16 protein-coding genes are annotated in these 14,747 nt (G+C 72.6%); 6 read left to right on the top strand and 10 right to left on the bottom strand.

What is annotated here, in order from left to right:
• Window positions 1-23: 23 nt before the first annotated feature.
• Genes OG285_RS28455 through OG285_RS28435 form a run of 5 tightly spaced genes read right to left on the bottom strand, consistent with a single transcriptional unit; the run spans window position 24 to window position 5,251 of the window.
• Window positions 24-947 (bottom strand): ATP-binding cassette domain-containing protein, encoded by a 924-nt coding sequence (locus OG285_RS28455; protein ID WP_371792606.1) that lies wholly within the window; start codon window positions 945-947, stop codon window positions 24-26.
• Window positions 944-1,756 (bottom strand): ATP-binding cassette domain-containing protein, encoded by an 813-nt coding sequence (locus OG285_RS28450; RefSeq protein WP_371792605.1) that lies wholly within the window; start codon window positions 1,754-1,756, stop codon window positions 944-946. The genes OG285_RS28455 and OG285_RS28450 overlap by 4 nt, the downstream gene beginning before the upstream one ends.
• On the bottom strand, window positions 1,753-2,673 hold the full coding sequence (locus OG285_RS28445) for an ABC transporter permease (protein ID WP_371792604.1): 921 nt from the start codon (window positions 2,671-2,673) through the stop codon (window positions 1,753-1,755). Before OG285_RS28445 ends, OG285_RS28450 begins: the two co-directional genes overlap by 4 nt.
• Complete coding sequence (locus tag OG285_RS28440; protein WP_371792603.1) at window positions 2,670-3,680, bottom strand: ABC transporter permease; 1,011 nt, start codon at window positions 3,678-3,680, stop codon at window positions 2,670-2,672. Before OG285_RS28440 ends, OG285_RS28445 begins: the two co-directional genes overlap by 4 nt.
• Window positions 3,677-5,251: an ABC transporter substrate-binding protein gene (locus OG285_RS28435; RefSeq protein WP_356833558.1), complete on the bottom strand. Its 1,575-nt coding sequence runs from the start codon at window positions 5,249-5,251 to the stop codon at window positions 3,677-3,679. The genes OG285_RS28440 and OG285_RS28435 overlap by 4 nt, the downstream gene beginning before the upstream one ends.
• A 54-nt stretch (window positions 5,252-5,305) precedes the next feature.
• On the opposite strand from OG285_RS28435, the gene OG285_RS28430 reads away from it, so the two are divergent.
• The gene (locus OG285_RS28430) at window positions 5,306-6,148 is read left to right on the top strand and encodes an IclR family transcriptional regulator (protein ID WP_356833556.1); all 843 of its coding nucleotides are present in this window, start codon (window positions 5,306-5,308) and stop codon (window positions 6,146-6,148) included.
• Window positions 6,145-7,194, top strand: a complete 1,050-nt coding sequence (locus OG285_RS28425; RefSeq protein ID WP_371792602.1) for a serine hydrolase domain-containing protein — start codon at window positions 6,145-6,147, stop codon at window positions 7,192-7,194. The genes OG285_RS28430 and OG285_RS28425 overlap by 4 nt, the downstream gene beginning before the upstream one ends.
• A gap of 24 nt (window positions 7,195-7,218) precedes the next feature.
• On the opposite strand, the gene OG285_RS28420 is transcribed toward OG285_RS28425, so the two are convergent.
• Window positions 7,219-7,941, bottom strand: coding sequence for a DsbA family oxidoreductase (locus OG285_RS28420; protein ID WP_356833552.1), 723 nt, complete (start codon window positions 7,939-7,941; stop codon window positions 7,219-7,221).
• A 158-nt stretch (window positions 7,942-8,099) separates the two neighbouring features.
• On the opposite strand from OG285_RS28420, the gene OG285_RS28415 reads away from it, so the two are divergent.
• Window positions 8,100-8,603 carry a GNAT family N-acetyltransferase gene (locus tag OG285_RS28415; protein ID WP_371792601.1) on the top strand — a complete coding sequence of 168 codons (504 nt, stop codon included), beginning with the start codon at window positions 8,100-8,102 and terminating at the stop codon, window positions 8,601-8,603.
• Window positions 8,604-8,694: 91 nt separating this feature from the next.
• Here the strand turns inward: OG285_RS28415 and OG285_RS28410 are convergent, their stop codons facing one another.
• Window positions 8,695-9,357 carry a TetR/AcrR family transcriptional regulator gene (locus tag OG285_RS28410; RefSeq protein ID WP_371792600.1) on the bottom strand — a complete coding sequence of 221 codons (663 nt, stop codon included), beginning with the start codon at window positions 9,355-9,357 and terminating at the stop codon, window positions 8,695-8,697.
• A 128-nt stretch (window positions 9,358-9,485) separates the two neighbouring features.
• Here OG285_RS28410 and OG285_RS28405 point away from each other — a divergent pair, with 128 nt between their 5' ends.
• Together OG285_RS28405 and OG285_RS28400 are read left to right on the top strand one after the other, a co-directional pair.
• The gene (locus OG285_RS28405) at window positions 9,486-10,703 is read left to right on the top strand and encodes a cytochrome P450 (RefSeq protein WP_356833545.1); all 1,218 of its coding nucleotides are present in this window, start codon (window positions 9,486-9,488) and stop codon (window positions 10,701-10,703) included.
• Window positions 10,704-10,723: 20 nt separating this feature from the next.
• On the top strand, window positions 10,724-10,915 hold the full coding sequence (locus OG285_RS28400) for a (4Fe-4S)-binding protein (protein ID WP_356833543.1): 192 nt from the start codon (window positions 10,724-10,726) through the stop codon (window positions 10,913-10,915).
• A gap of 130 nt (window positions 10,916-11,045) precedes the next feature.
• On the opposite strand, the gene OG285_RS28395 is transcribed toward OG285_RS28400, so the two are convergent.
• The 3 genes from OG285_RS28395 to OG285_RS28385 all read right to left on the bottom strand — a co-directional run bounded on the left by OG285_RS28395 (window position 11,046) and on the right by OG285_RS28385 (window position 13,803).
• Window positions 11,046-11,555, bottom strand: a complete 510-nt coding sequence (locus OG285_RS28395; RefSeq protein ID WP_371792599.1) for a GNAT family N-acetyltransferase — start codon at window positions 11,553-11,555, stop codon at window positions 11,046-11,048.
• Between the two features lie 116 nt (window positions 11,556-11,671).
• Window positions 11,672-12,280, bottom strand: a complete 609-nt coding sequence (locus tag OG285_RS28390; protein WP_356833538.1) for a DUF1349 domain-containing protein — start codon at window positions 12,278-12,280, stop codon at window positions 11,672-11,674.
• The gene (locus OG285_RS28385) at window positions 12,277-13,803 is read right to left on the bottom strand and encodes an aldehyde dehydrogenase (NADP(+)) (RefSeq protein ID WP_371792598.1); all 1,527 of its coding nucleotides are present in this window, start codon (window positions 13,801-13,803) and stop codon (window positions 12,277-12,279) included. Before OG285_RS28385 ends, OG285_RS28390 begins: the two co-directional genes overlap by 4 nt.
• Before the next feature lie 154 nt (window positions 13,804-13,957).
• Between OG285_RS28385 and OG285_RS28380 the strand changes: the two genes are divergently transcribed.
• Window positions 13,958-14,731: an IclR family transcriptional regulator gene (locus OG285_RS28380; RefSeq protein WP_371792597.1), complete on the top strand. Its 774-nt coding sequence runs from the start codon at window positions 13,958-13,960 to the stop codon at window positions 14,729-14,731.
• Window positions 14,732-14,747: the final 16 nt, after the last annotated feature.

Raw genomic sequence — 14,747 nt, 5'->3', positions numbered from 1 at the left:
GGCGGGCGCCGCGGCGGTCCCGGTCATCGCGGGCCCGTCCCTGCCGCGCCGTCCCGCGGCCCGGCCGTCCGGCGTGCGGTGCGCGGGTCCGGGTCCGGCACCGCGTCGAGGAGCCGGCGGGTGTACTCGTGCCGGGGGCGCCGGAACACATCGGCGGCGTCGCCGACCTCCACCAGGGCGCCCCGGCGCATCACGGCGACCCGGTCGGCCACCTGGCGCACGACGGCCAGGTTGTGCGAGACGAAGACATACGTCAGGCCGAGGCGCTGCTGGAGCTCCGCGAGCAGATCCAGGATCCTCGCCTGCACCGAGACGTCCAGGGCGCTGGTGGGTTCGTCGAGCACCACGAGCCGGGGTTCGATGGCGAGTGCGCGGGCGATCGAGACGCGCTGGCGCTGGCCGCCGGAGAACTCGTGCGGATAGCGGTCCTGGATGCCCGCGTCCAGACCGACCGCCTCCAGGAGATCGCCGACGCGCTCCCTGGTGCGGGCCCGGCCACGCCGGCCGCGCGCGGCCGGATCGTGGGTGACCAGGGGTTCCGCCACGATGTCGGCGATCCGCATCCGCGGGTTCATGCTGGAGTAGGGGTCCTGCAGGACGACCTGCATCTCACGCCGGACGGCCCGCAGCTGGGCGGAGCTGAGTGTGCCGAGGTCCTGCCCCGCGAACCGCACGCTCCCGGCGGTGGGTTCGACGAGCCGCAGCAGCAGCCTGGTCAGCGTGGTCTTGCCGCACCCCGATTCGCCGACCAGGGCCAGCGTCTCGCCCTCGTACACCGTCAGCGACACGTCGTCCACCGCCACGCTCACCGGCCTGCTGCCGAACTCCTTCCGGAGAGAGTCGAGTTCGAGCAGTGGACGGCCTTGTCCGGGGCGCGGTGCGGGCTCCGCACCGGCGCCCGGGCCGGGGTCTGTGCCGGGCTGTGCCGGGCCGGTTCCGGATGTCATGCCGGCTCCAATCGAGGGGTCGCGTCCAGGAGTCGGCGGGTGTAGTCGTCCGCCGGGTGGGCGAAGACGTCCAGGACGCCACCGGTCTCCACGACCCTGCCGTGGTTCATGACGGCGACCCGGTCGGCGGTCTCGGCCACCACGCCGAGGTCGTGGGTGATGAGGACGACGGCCATGCCGTGCCGTTGCCGGAGCTCGACGAGGAGGTCGAGGATCTGCCGCTGCACGGTGACGTCCAGCGCGGTGGTCGGCTCGTCGGCGATGAGCACCCGCGGCCTGCCCACCAGCGCGGTCGCGATCATCACGCGCTGGCGCAGCCCGCCGGAGAGCTCGTGCGGGTACTGCCGGTAGCGGCGTTCCGGGTCGGGGATGCCGACCTCGTCCAGTGCCGCGACGGCGGCCTCCCCGGCGCGGGCCCGGGACAGCCCCTGGTGGTGCCGGAGCACTTCGGCGACCTGGCTGCCGACGCGTTGGAGCGGGTCGAGGCTGGTCACCGGGTCCTGGAAGACCATGGCGATGTCATGTCCCCTGATCCGCCCGAGTTCCTTCTCGGAGAGCGCGAGCAGGTCCTGGCCGTCGAAGAGGATCTCGCCGCCGCTGTAGACGCAGAGCGGAGCCGGGTTGAGGCGCAGCACGGAGAGGGCGGTGGCCGTCTTCCCACTGCCGGACTCCCCGACCACGGCGAGCGTCTCGCCCGCGGCGACCTCCAGGGAGACGCCCCGTACGGCGTGCACGGTGGAGCTTTCGAGCCGGAAGTCGACGCTGAGGTCGCTGATGCGGAGCAGCGGCTCCGCCTGACTGGCTTTCATCGGCGGTACGCCTTCGGGTCCGCGACGTCGCGCAGGGCGTCGCCGGTGATGTTGACAGCGAGCGAGGTGACCATCAGGGCGGCTCCCGGGAAGACGGCGAGCCACCAGGAGGTGCCCAGGTAGAGCTGTCCGTCGGAGAGCATCGAGCCCCAGGTGACGGTCTCCTTGGGGACCCCGAGGCCGAGGTAGCTCAAGGACGCCTCCGCGACGATGGCGGCGGCGACGTGCAGGGTGCCGATGGTGGCGAGGGGCGCCATCACGTTGGGCAGCAGATGGCGGCGCATGATGGCGGCGTCCGTGACGCCGATGGCCCGTGCCTCGGTGATGAAGTCGCGGGAGCGCAGCGACATGACCTCGGAGCGGACGACGCGGGCGTAGGAGACCCAGCCGGTGAAGCCGAGCACGAGGATCACGTACCAGAGGCCGGAGCCGAGGAAGCCGACGATGGCCAGCGCCAGCAGGATCGCCGGGAAGGCGAGCTGGACGTCGGCCAGCCGCATCAGTACGCGGTCGGTCCAGCCTCCGAAGTACCCGGATGCGAGGCCGGCGGCCGTGCCGATGACTCCGGCGAGGAGCGCGGCGCCCGCGCCGACCAGGAGCGAGACCCGGGTGCCGTAGACGACCCGGGACAGCATGTCCCGGCCGAGCTGGTCGGTGCCGAGGAGGTGGGCGCTGCTGCCGCCGTGCTGCCAGGCGGGCGGCCGGAGCCGCAACAGCAGGTTCTGCGCGTTCGGGTCGCAGGGGGCGATGAGCGGGGCGAACACGGCGGCGATCAGCATGACCGCGAGTACGGCCAGGGCGGCGACGGCGAGCCGGTTGCGCAGCAGGGCCCGCAGCGCGGCGGATCCGGGGCCGCCGCCCCGAGCGGTGGGGCGGGTGGCCGGCGGGGTGGTGGTGGTCGGAGGCAGCGGACTCATCGGGATGACCTCACCCTCGGGTCGAGGAAGCTGTAGGAGAGGTCCACCAGCAGGTTCACCACGACGAAGGTGGCGGCGAAGAAGAGGACGGTGGCCTGGACCAGCGGGAAATCCCGTTTGGAGATGGCCTCGATGGTCAGCTGTCCCACGCCGGGCCAGGAGAAGACCTGTTCGGTGAGGATCGCGCCGCCGAGCAGGCTGCCCACTTCGAGCCCGACCACCGTGATCACGGGCAGCGAGGCATTGCGCAGCCCGTGTCTGAGCACCACCTCGACCGGGCCGAACCCCTTGGCCCTGGCGGTCCGGATGTGGTCGGAGGAGAGCACGTCGATCAGTGAGGACCGCAGCAGCCGCGCCACCACCGCGACGGAGTAGACGGCGAGGGTGACCGAGGGCAGGACGAGGTTGGCGAAGGTGCCGTATCCGGACGCCGGAAGGACGTGCAGCCCCACCGCGAAGACGAGGATCAGCAGGATGCCGACCCAGAAGGGCGGCGTGGACTGCCCGAGCAGCACCCCGGTCATCACTCCGCGGTCGCAGGCCCGGCCGCGGCGCATGGCCGCGAAGATCCCGGCGGGCACCGCGACGACCAGGGTCACCACCAGTGCGGCGCCCGCGAGTTGGAGGGTGGCGGGCAGCCGGTCGGCCAGCACGGTCCTGACCGGCTCGTTGTAGAAGAGGGAGTTGCCGAAGTCGAGGCGGGGCAGCCCCCACAGGAAGTCCAGGTACTGGGTGAACAGCGGCCGGTTCAGGCCGAGGCTCGCGCGCAGCACGGTCTCCTGGTGGGCGGTGGCGTCCGGCGGGAGGAGCTGTTTGACGGGGTCGCCGGAGAGCCGGACCAGGAAGAACGAGACGGTCGCCGTGCACAGCAGGACGAGCAGCGCGGTGCCGAGCCGGACCAGGACGCCGCGCAGCAGTCGGGTCCGGTCGCGGGCGGTCCGGGCCGGGGTGGCCGGCGTACCGTCCGGTTCCGACGTGTCCGGTTCCCGGAGGGACAGGTCGCTCATACCGTGACCTCCGCGTTCTGCATGGCCAGCGAGCCCGCGGCGCCCGGTTTCCAGCGGGGCCGTGCGTTGCGGGCGAGGATGTTGTCGAGCTGGTAGAGGAAGACGAAGGGCGCCTGCTCGCGCATCAGCCGCTGGAGGTCGGAGAAGGCGCGGGCGCGTCCGGCGGGGTCGACGCCGAGTTCCTCGGTGTCGATGAGCCGGTCCGCCTCCTTGGAGTGCCAGCGGCTCTGCCTGCGGTCGCTGCGTACGACGGACTGGAGCATGCTCTCGCCGTCGAGGGTCCAGACGGTGCTCGCGGCCAGGTACATCGGACCGAGCGCGCCGTGGTCGTCGGAGGTGAGCCGGGCCGCGTACGTACCGGGGTCGAGGAGGGCGACGCGGGCGTGCACCCCGGCCTCGGCGAGGAGTCCCGACAGCGCTTCGGCGACATTGGAGTCGACGTTGGACGCGGTGAGCGTGGTGGAGAAGCCGTGCGGGTAACCGGCCTCGGCGAGCAGCGCTCGGGCCCTGGACGCCGAGCGGGTGAAGGGTGTGACGGACGGGTCGAAGCCGAAGGCGCCGCGCGGGATCATCGCGGGGACCTCACGTGCCTTGCCGCCCAGCACCGCCTTGATGAGCAGCGGCACGTCGATCGCGTGGTTGAGCGCCTGCCGCACCCGGTGGTCGCCCAGCGGGCCGCCGTCCAGGGTGTTGAGCGAGAGGTACGAGGTGCGGATGCCGGGGTAGCTGTCCAGCGTCACCCCGGGGTACCCCTCCAGCTGCTGCGCGGCGTCGGGGGTCAGTCCGGTGACGAGGTCGACGCCGCCGCTCTGGAGTGCGGCCAGCGAGGAGGAGGGGTTGGGCGCCGGGCTGAAGACCAGTTCGTCCACGCTCGGCCTGCCCTGCCAGTGTTCGGTGTTGGCCCGCATCCGCAGCTGGTGGTCGCGCTGCCAGCTGACGAAGGTGAACGGGCCGGTGCCGACGGGGTGGTTCGCGAATCCCTCGTCCCCGGCCCGGGCGATGTAGCGCGGCGGGACGACCACCCCGCCGAACAGGGAGAGCTTGTCGGGCAGGATCGGGTCGTGCAGCGTGGTGTGCACATCCACGGTGAGGCGGTCGACGACGCTCACACTCTTCACGTAACGCAGCTCGACGATGGGCGACTTGGTCGCCGGGTCGAGCAGCCGCTCGATGCTGAACTTCACGGCGGCCGCGTCGCAGGGCTCGCCGTTGTGGAACGCCACGCCGGGGCGCAGCCGGAACCGCCAGGTGTGTGCGGAGCGGGCCGTCCAGGAGAGCGCGAGGCGCGGGTGGAGCTTGTTGTCGCGGCCGCGGGTGGTGAGCGTGTCGAACATGTTGATCAGGGCGTTCATCGACACCATGTCGCCCTGTTTCTGCGGGTCCATGGTCGTGGCGTCGCTGGGCTGCGAAACCCGCAGGACATTGCCGGCGCTGCTCGCGGGGTTGGCGCCGCACCCCGTCAGGAGAGCCGGGGCGGCAAGGGCCGGGACGAGCAGACCGCCGAGCCGCACCACGTCGCGGCGGGACGGGTGGCTGCGGTCCACGGCCCACCTCTGACGTATTCGTTCCATTGAACAACACTTCCGTTCCGGAAGATGGAATGCGATGGCGTTAAGCTAGGCGTCATGCCGAACACGGTCAACACCCGATCGAGCGAGCAGGAGCCCGGGAAGGGCCCCGTCGACAAAGCGATGGAGGTACTGGAGGCACTGGTACAGGCGGGCGGCCCGCACCGGCTGGGCGAGATCGCGCGGCGCACCGGGCTCACCAAACCGACGGTCCACCGCCATCTGCGGACCATGGCCGAGTACGGCTTCGCCCAGCCCGCGGAGGGCGGCAGTTACCGCGCGGGGCCCCGGCTGCTCGGCCTGGCCGCGGCCGCGCTGGACACCGGGGACGACCTCCGGCTGGTCCGCCCGGCGCTGGCCGATCTGCGCACCCGCACGGGCCTGCTCGCGTACTACGCGGTACGGCACCGGGGCGCCGCCGTACACCTGGAGCAGTCGGAACCGGTGCGCGGCTACCGGATGAGCACCCGGCCCGGCGGCGAGACCCCGCTGTACTGCACCGCGGCGGGTCTCGCGATGCTGTCCGTGCTGCCGGATGCGGAGGTGGGCGCGGTGCTCGACGAGACTCCGCTCACCGCGCGCACCTCCCGTACCCCCACCGAACCCGGCGCGATCCGGGCCGAGTTGCGCCGTACGGCGGTGCGCGGCTACGCGGTCGACGACGAGTACCACGAGCAGGACGTCCGCGCGGTGGCCGCACCGGTGACGGACGGGGACGGGCGGGTGGTGGGCGCGATCGGCGTCTCCGGGCTGACGTTCACCCTGGATCCGGAGAGCGCCGAGTTGTTCGGACCGATGGTGCGCGCGGCGGCCCGCACCGTCTCGGCCGGCCTCGGCAGCAGCGGGCCCGCGCTCGGCGTCGTCGGAGGTACGGCGGCGCGGGACGGGGGCCGGACGTGAGCGCGGCGGGCACCGGCCGGCCGGCCGCGCTGCTCACCGCCGGGCGGGAGCGCCGGGTGTACTCGGCGGCCGCCTGGTCGGTGGGCACCGCCGAAGGCCCGCTGGACCGGGGCTGGACCGGCACCAGGAGCTGGACGGGCCCTGAACTCGACGGCAGTGAGCTGTGGGATCTCGCATCGGTGACGAAGCCGGTCGCGGGCCTCGCGGTGATGGCCCTGGCCGATACAGGCACCCTGGCGCTCGATGACACCGTCGGCACCCATCTGCCGGAGTACCGGGGCGGCGACAAGGCGGGGCTGACGCTCCACCACCTGCTCACACACACCTCGGGGCTGCCCGGAGGGGTGCCGCTCTACCGGGAGAACCCGACGCGGGCGACGCTGCTGGACGCGGTACGGAAGCTGCCGCCGACCGCCCCGCCCGGCACCCGCGTCCAGTACTCCTCGCAGGGCTTCATCCTCCTCGGGCTGATCGCGGAGGCCGCCACCGGGCGCCCCCTGGACCGACTGGTGGCGGAACTGGTCTGCGCGCCCCTGGGGATGGCGGACACCGGTTTCATCCCGGGCCCGGCGGGCCGGACGCGCGCGGTGTCCACCGAGGACTGCCCGTGGCGCGGCCGGGTGGTGACCGGCGAGGTGCACGACGAGAACGCCGCGGTGCTCGGCGGGGTGGCCGCCCACGCGGGTCTGTTCGCGTCGCTGGGAGACATGGAGCGACTGGGCAGGTCACTGGCGGGCGGGGGCCGGGAACTGCTGCGCCCCGCGACGTTCGCCCTGATGACAGCGGCCCGCACGGACCGCCTGGCGCTGCGCAGGGGGCTCGCCTGGCAGGGCCAGGACCGGGCCGGCTCCCCCGTCGGCGACTCCTTCGGGCCCGCTTCGTACGGGCACACGGGGTTCACCGGCACGAGCCTCTGGGTCGACCCGGCGACCGGACGGTACGCGGTGCTGCTCACGAACCGGGTGCATCCCAGCAGGGAGGGGGACGGCATCGCAGCGGTGCGCCGCGCCTTCCACGACGCGGCGCAGGCGCTCGGCGGGGGGTGACCTCCGGGCGGCCGAACCGGACGATCAGGCCCGGTCCCCCGCCGCCGGGACCTCGCATCCGTCGGGACCGCAGACCTCACCGTCACCGCTGACCATCGCCGGCCGGGGCTTGGCGTCCCAGGCCTGGCCCAGCGCCTGGGTGAAGACCTCGGCGGGCTGGGCGCCGGACACGCCGAAGGCCCGGTCCAGGACGAAGAACGGCACGCCGTTCGCGCCGAGCTCGGCCGCCTCGCGCTCGTCGGCCCGTACGTCGTCGGCGTAGGCGGAGGGGTCGGCGAGCACCGCGCGTACCGCGTCGGCGTCGAGCCCGGCCTCCACGGCCAGCTCCACCAGATACGCGTCACCGTCGAAGACGGACCGCTCGTCGGCGAAGTTCGCCCGGTAGAACAGCCCGATCAGCTCGTCCTGGCGCCCCTGCTCCTTGGCGAGGTGCAGCAGCCGGTGCATGTCGAAGGTGTTCCCGTGGTCACGGCCCTCCGTGCGGTAGCCGAGCCCTTCGGCACCGGCGTTGGCGGCGATGTTGTTCTCGGCCTCCTGCGCCTGCTGCGGGCTCATCCCGTACTTCTTGCTGAGCATCCCGATGACGGGCGTGGCGTCGCCCTTCGCCCGCCCCGGGTCGAGCTCGAAGGAGCGGTGCACCACCTCGACCTGGTCACGGTGCGGGAAGCCGGCGAGGGCCTTCTCGAACCGGGCCTTGCCCACATAGCACCAGGGGCAGGCGATGTCGCTCCAGATCTCGACGCGCATGTTCTTCATCTCTCCAGGGGGCGTACGGCGCAGGAGGCTCCCCGCGCACCCAGGTGAACATGCCCGCGGACCGGCTCATTCCCGGCGGCCCCGGCCCCCGGGGTCCGGGGTCCGGGGCGGCTCGCGGTGGCCGGTGACCGGTGGGGCAGGGTGGGGGCATGGCTACGTACGAGACGATGTCGTTCCACCTGGAGACCGAGCGGTTGATACTGCGGCCGTGGGCCGAGTCGGACGCCGCCGAGTTCCGCGCCCTCCTCACCGAACGCGGCAAAGGGACGCCCACGGTCGAGCACGCCCGGACGTCCATCACGAAGCTGCTCACCGCGACGGCGACAACGGGGATCGCCCTGTTGCCCGTCCAGCGCCGTGCCGAAGGCGATTTCATCGGCTATTGCGGGCTGATCATCGGCCGCTCCACCCTGGAGGAGCCCGAAATCGCGTACGAGTTGTTCCAGCACGCGCAGGGGCGCGGCTACGCCACCGAGGCGGCCGGCGCGGTGCTCGATGCCGCTGTGGCGACCGGGCGGAAACGGCTCTGGGCGACCGTCGGCACCTGGAACACGCCGTCGCTCCGCGTCCTGGAGAAGCTCCGGTTCGAGCGGGATCACGTCTCCACGGAAGACAGCGGTGAAGTGGTGTGGCTCACCCGCCCGTTGCCGTGACCCGGGGTCGCGCCCCGGGGACTTCACGCTCGCGTGATCGAGTGCGCTCGCGGCGCTCACGACAGCGCTCACGAAGCGCCCTCGGATCCGGCTACCCGTCCCTGTCCGTGCCGTTCGGCGGCGGGGCCGGGGGGCTGTCCGGCGGGGCACTCGGTGGGGCGAGGAGGAGCGGGAGGTAGACGTCGTCGACGATCTCGGTGATGACGGCCTCCGGGACCGGGGCCCCGAAGAGCAGGAAGTGGTTGCGGAGCAGATCGACCGCCACGGTCGCGCGCCGTGACGCGGGGATCCACGGCTCGATCTCGCCACGCGTGACAGCACGCCACAGGACACTCTGGATCGGCCCGGGGCCGGCGCTGTGGACCCGCTCGCGGACCAGCCGGGCGAACTCGGGATCGTGCATGGCCTCGGTCAGCAGGCCGCGGAGGATGTCGCCGTGCGAGGTGGCCAGCCGGGCGGAGAGCTGCCGCAGCGCGGCCATGACATCGGTGCGCAGAGCGCCGGTATCGGGCAGATCCGCGTCGGACAGACGGGAGGCCGCACAGGCGTCGACGACGAGTTCGGCACGTCCCGGCCACCGGCGGTACAGGGTGGCCTTGCCGGTACGGGCCCGCGCCGCCACCCGCTCCATCGTCAGTCCGGCGTAACCGGCCTCGGCGAGTTCCTCGACGGTCGCCGTCAGGATGGCCTTCTCCAGCTCCTCGCCCCGGCGGCGCGGATTTCTGCGATGGTCGCCGGCCGATCGGTCCGGCACGTCCCCGTTGGTTGGAGGCATGACTCCCAGCCATTTGTTGAACACCCGTTGTGGACCTCGCGTGCGTCAGCCTAGCCTCAGTTTAGAGAACTGACCGTTCTTTAAGCGTCGAGCACATCGAGGGAACGATGACCGAGACCGTTACGACGCCCCCTTCAGGCGCCCCCGCCTTTCCCAGCGACCGCACCTGCCCCTACCGCCTGCCCGACCAGTACAACGACCTCCGAGGACAGGACGGGTCGCTGCAGCGGGTCACTCTCTACGACGGGCGGCAGGTCTGGCTGGCGACCGGGTACGACACGGCGCGGAAGCTGCTGGCCGATCCCCGGCTGTCGTCCGACCGGACAGACCTCGCCTTCCCCGCGACGTCCGAGCGGGTGGTGAGCTTCCGGGACCGCCGGCCCGCTTTCATCGGCCTGGACCCGCCCGAGCACGGGCCGAAGCGCCGCATGACCATCAGCGAGTTCACCGTCCGGCGCATCAAGGGCATGCGCGCCGACGTCGAGCAGATCGTGCACGGCTTCCTGGACGAGATGATCGCCTCCGGGCCGCCCGCCGACCTCGTCAGCCAGTTCGCACTCCCCGTGCCGTCCATGGTGATCTGCCAGCTCCTCGGCGTGCCCTACGAAGAGCACGACTTCTTCCAGGACGCCAGCAGGCGGCTGATCCAGTCCCCGGACGCGGCGGGGACGCGTGCCGCCCGCGACGAACTGGAGGACTACCTGGGCGGCCTGGTGGACTCCCTGCGCGGCAAGCCCGGGCCGGGCCTGCTGAGCACCCTGGTCACGGAGCAGCTGGAGAAGGGCACGATCGACCGCGAGGAACTGGTGTCGACCGCCATCCTGCTGCTGGTGGCCGGCCACGAGACGACCGCGTCGATGACTTCGCTCAGCGTCATCACCCTGCTCGAACACCCCGACCAGTACGCCGCGTTGCGCGCCGACCCGTCGCTCGTGCCGGGCGCGGTGGAGGAGCTGCTGCGTTATCTGGCGATCGCGGACATCGCCGGGGCGCGGCTCGCCACGGCCGACATCGAGATCGACGGGCAGTGCATCCGGGCGGGCGAAGGCGTCATCGTCACCAACTCCATAGCCAACCGGGACGGTTCGGTCTTCGCCGACCCGGACACCTTCGACGTACGCCGCGAGGCCCGCCACCACCTGGCGTTCGGCTACGGCGTACACCAGTGTCTCGGCCAGAACCTGGCCCGGCTCGAACTGGAGGTCATCCTGACGGCGTTGTTCGACCGGCTGCCGAACCTGCGGCTGGCGGTCCCGGTGGACCGTTTGACACTGCGCCCGGGTACGACGATCCAGGGCGTCAACGAACTCCCGGTCACCTGGTGACCGCGGCGAAAGGAGCAGCCATGCGCGTGACGGCCGACCGGGAGGTCTGCGTGGGAGCGGGCCTGTGCGCGATGACGGCGCCCGGCGTCTTCGACCAGGACGACGACGGTGTGGTGACGGTGCTGACCGCCGATCCCGGCGACGAGGCCCGTGCCGGGGCCCGCGAGGCCGGCATGCTCTGCCCGTCGGGCGCGGTGCACGTCACCGAATAGCCCCTCGGAGACAGCGGAACGACGGGGACGGCCGGACGGCGCGGCCGCCCCCGTCGTTCGCGCGGAACCCGGAGCCCGGGTTCGGGTGCGCCGGAGCGGGGTGCGCCGGGCCCGGCGCTCGCCCCGGCCCTCAGCTCCGGGCCGGGGCAGCCGGGACCTCCAGCCGCAGGGAGAGGTGTGCGCTGTCGGGGTCGCTGACCGCCGACTCGTCCGGCAGCCAGCCGTGGCGGGCGTAGAACCGCTGGGCGCGCAGGTTGTGTTCGTACACTTCGAGCCGGGCTCCCGGCACCGCGTCCCGCTGCCAGGCGGCCACCACCGCGTCGTGCAGGGCGCTCCCGATCCCCCGGCTCCAGCTCGGCGGGTCGACGTGGAACTGCGTGAGGGTCATGGACCCGTCGATCACCCGGAACGAGGCGACCGCGGTGACGATGTCCGAGACCTCGGCGCAGAGCACCCCGCCGTCCTGCCGGTCCACCGCGCGGACCCAGCCGTCCCGCACCTGTGCGTGCACCTCGGGGCTCGCGTACTCCTCGACCGGTATCCGGCCTTCGTAGTACGTGGCACGGGCCGCCGCGTGGAATGCGGCGATGGCGTCGATGTCCTCCGGGCGGGCCGGGCGGATCACAGCAACGGATGTCATGCGGGGATGGACGCCGGCTGATCACCACGCGGTTGCAGGACGGCTGAAAACGGCGGCGGGACCGGGCGGGCGCTGCCCCCGCCCGGCCCCTCCACCGTCGGCCGCCGTCAGCCCCGTCAGCTTCCGTCGCGGAGTCCCCGGGGCGCGTGGTCCCGGTAGGCGACGGAGTCGAACGTCACCGCGCAGCCGCCCGCGGCGGGGCACTGGGCGAGGAAGCCGATCCGGGCGCCGGCCGCCGCGCCGGCGTCGCCGAGTGCGAAGACCCGGACGAACGTCCAGCGCTCGCCGTCGGCCGACGCGTGGAAGGCGAACGCCTTTCCGGTCCGGCTGATCCGCAGCCAGACGCTGCCGCCCTCCACCACCGAGGAGTTGACGTCGTCGGAGTACCCCCTGGTCACGACCGAGCAGACGGTGGGGGTGTCCGGGGAGAGTTCGAAGCAGAGCTTGGCCCACTCCCGTGCGCCGGTCTCCAGGTACAGCGCGCCCGCGTCCCCGGCGCCGACGAAGCCGACCGCCACCCGGGCGATCAGCTGGAAGTCACCGGGCGGTGGCGTGCCGAGCAGCCTGGGCGCGTCCGACGCCGGGTCCAGCGAGTCGCCCGCCGGGGGCACGAACAGGTCCTCGCGCGCCCCGGCGCGCACCGAGAGCGCCCCGTCCTCGTACGACCAGGGGGCCTGCGGGCCCTCCGGAAGCAGCGGGAAGGGCAGCTCGGGCAGCCGGGTCACTCGGGCTGGCCGTTGATACGGCGGGGCAGGCCCAGCGGGTTGGCCTCGCGCAGTTCCGGCGGGAGCAGTGGGTCGGGCGTGCTCTGGTACGCGACCGGGCGCAGCCAGCGCTCGACGGCGGTGCCGCCGACCGAGGTGGAGGTGGAGGTGGTGGCCGGGTAGGGGCCGCCGTGGTGCTGGGCGGGTGCGACCGCGACCCCGGTGGGCCAGCCGTTGACCAGGACCCGTCCGGCGAGCGGGGTGAGCTCGTCGAGCAGGGCGGCCGCGGCGCCCTCGCCCGCGGCCTCGGCGGCGGAGACCTGGAGGGTCGCCGTCAGATTGCCCGGCAGCCGGGAGAGCACGGCGGTGACCTCGTCGGTCGAGTCGTAGCGGGCGACGACCGTGACCGGGCCGAAGCACTCCTCCAGGAGCAGATCGTGCTCGCCGTCCGCGGCGAGCAGCGCGGCGGGCAGGGTCAGGAACCCCGCGCTGACGGTGTGCTCGCCGCCCGCCCCGGGGGTGACCGGGACGTCGACGCCGGTCAGGGCGGCCCGTTCGCGTACACCCGTCAGGAAGTTGTCCCGCATCCGGTGGTCGAGGAGGACACCGGCCTCGCTGTCGCTGACCGCGGCGGTCAGCGCCTTGACCAGGGCGTCGCCCGCGGGGCCGGTGGGTGCGAGCACGAAGCCGGGCTTCACGCAGAACTGTCCGGTGCCGAGTGTGACGGAGCCCGCGAGCCCCGCGCCGATCTCCTCGGCACGCTCGGCCGCCGCGGCCTCCGTCACGACGACCGGGTTGAGCGAGCCCAGCTCGCCGTGGAAGGGGATCGGGACCGGCCGGGCGGCAGCCGCGTCGAAGAGGGCGCGGCCGCCGCGTACCGAGCCGGTGAAACCGGCCGCGGCGACCAGCGGGTGCTTGACGAGTGCCACTCCGGCGTCGAAGCCGTGCACCACGGAGACCACCGCGGGGTCGAGGCCGACCTGCTCGGCGGCCCGGTGCAGCACGGAGGCGCACAGCTCCGACGTGGCGGGGTGGTCGGGGTGCGCCTTGACGACGACCGGGCAGCCGGCCGCGAGCGCGCTCGCGGTGTCGCCGCCCGGCACCGAGAAGGCCAGCGGGAAGTTGCTCGCCGCGTACACCGCGACGACGCCCAGGGGCAGCTTGTACCGGCGGAGATCGGGCCGGGGCGGGGTCGCCCCCGCGTCCGGGTGGTCGATGCGGATGTCGAGGAAGGAACCCTCGTCGATCACGTCGGCGAACGCCCGGAACTGCGCTGTGGTGCGGGCGAGTTCACCGGTGAGCCGGCCGGGGCCGAGCGCCGTCTCGGCGTCGGCGGCCTCGATGACGTGCGGCCCGGCCTCGTCGAGCAGGTCGGCGGCGGCGCGCAGCAGCGCTGCCCGTACTCTACGGTCGGCGAGCGACGCGCGTGCGGCGTGGGCGGCGCGGACCACCTGGTCCACTTCACCCGTCGTGGCCTCCAGCGCGACCTGCTCGCGCTGCTTCCCGGTTCGGGGGTCGACACTCCAGACTGGTGTTGCTGCCACCGCGAACGTCCTTCCAGATCCACTGCCGCAAACCACTGCCGCACAACGAGTTGTTCGGTAAAGTTGTTCGGTATTCTGAACAAAGTTCCTGATGATGAATTCTCCTGGAACTCTAATGACGCGCGTTCAACATTGACAAGAGGGGCAAGGTCGAATGTCGGCTGCCGAGACAGCAGGTGGGGCGCAGGTCAAGTCCGCGGTGCGGACGGTCGAGTTGCTCGAGTACTTCGCCGGGCGCCCCGGCATGCACTCGCTCGCAGCCGTCCAGGAGGCGGTCGGCTACCCCAAGTCCAGTCTCTACATGCTGCTGCGCACGCTGGTGGAGCTGGGCTGGGTGGAGACCGACGCGACCGGCACGCGGTACGGCATCGGCGTACGCGCCCTGCTCGTCGGCACGTCGTACATCGACGGAGACGAGGTCGTCGCCGCGGCCCGCACCACCCTGGACCGGCTCTCCGACGACACGACGGAGACCATCCACCTCGCCCGCCTCGACGGGACGAACGTCGTCTATCTGGCCACCCGGCAGTCGCAGCACTATCTGCGCCCGTTCACCCGGGTCGGCCGCAGGCTGCCCGCGCACTCGACCTCGCTGGGCAAGGCGCTGCTCGCCACCCACAGCGACGAGCAGGTCCGCAAGATGCTGCCGGAGACCCTGCCGCAGCTGACCGAGCACACCATCACCGACCGCGAGAAGCTCATCGAGGAGCTGCGTCTCGTCCGCGAGCAGGGGTACGCCGTGGACCGCGAGGAGAACACGCTGGGGCTCCGCTGCTTCGGCGTGGCGATCCCGTACCGGACCCCGGCCCGCGACGCGATCAGCTGCTCGGTGCCGGTGGCCCGGCTCACCCCGGCCCATGAGCAGATGGTCAAGGACGCGCTCTTCGACGCCCGCGACCGGCTGACCCTCGCCACCCGCAGGCTCTGAGAGCGGTCCGCGCCGC

It is taken from the genome of Streptomyces sp. NBC_01471, from assembly GCF_041438865.1.
Lineage (GTDB): Bacteria > Actinomycetota > Actinomycetes > Streptomycetales > Streptomycetaceae > Streptomyces.
Note: the sequence above shows the minus strand (reverse complement) of the source record. Positions and strands in the feature narration are given on the sequence as shown.

Excerpts from the sequence above, each read along its gene's own strand:
- OG285_RS28405 (WP_356833545.1), top strand. The coding sequence starts at position 9,486 with ATGACCGAGACCGTTACGACGCCCCCTTCAGGCGCCCCCGCCTTTCCC.
- OG285_RS28440 (WP_371792603.1), bottom strand. The coding sequence starts at position 3,680 with ATGAGCGACCTGTCCCTCCGGGAACCGGACACGTCGGAACCGGACGGT.
- OG285_RS28415 (WP_371792601.1), top strand. The coding sequence starts at position 8,100 with ATGGCTACGTACGAGACGATGTCGTTCCACCTGGAGACCGAGCGGTTG.
- OG285_RS28450 (WP_371792605.1), bottom strand. The coding sequence starts at position 1,756 with ATGAAAGCCAGTCAGGCGGAGCCGCTGCTCCGCATCAGCGACCTCAGC.
- OG285_RS28395 (WP_371792599.1), bottom strand. The coding sequence starts at position 11,555 with ATGACATCCGTTGCTGTGATCCGCCCGGCCCGCCCGGAGGACATCGAC.
- OG285_RS28420 (WP_356833552.1), bottom strand. The coding sequence starts at position 7,941 with ATGCGCGTCGAGATCTGGAGCGACATCGCCTGCCCCTGGTGCTATGTG.
- OG285_RS28455 (WP_371792606.1), bottom strand. The coding sequence starts at position 947 with ATGACATCCGGAACCGGCCCGGCACAGCCCGGCACAGACCCCGGCCCG.
- OG285_RS28430 (WP_356833556.1), top strand. The coding sequence starts at position 5,306 with ATGCCGAACACGGTCAACACCCGATCGAGCGAGCAGGAGCCCGGGAAG.
- OG285_RS28435 (WP_356833558.1), bottom strand. The coding sequence starts at position 5,251 with ATGGAACGAATACGTCAGAGGTGGGCCGTGGACCGCAGCCACCCGTCC.
- OG285_RS28380 (WP_371792597.1), top strand. The coding sequence starts at position 13,958 with ATGTCGGCTGCCGAGACAGCAGGTGGGGCGCAGGTCAAGTCCGCGGTG.
- OG285_RS28400 (WP_356833543.1), top strand. The coding sequence starts at position 10,724 with ATGCGCGTGACGGCCGACCGGGAGGTCTGCGTGGGAGCGGGCCTGTGC.
- OG285_RS28445 (WP_371792604.1), bottom strand. The coding sequence starts at position 2,673 with ATGAGTCCGCTGCCTCCGACCACCACCACCCCGCCGGCCACCCGCCCC.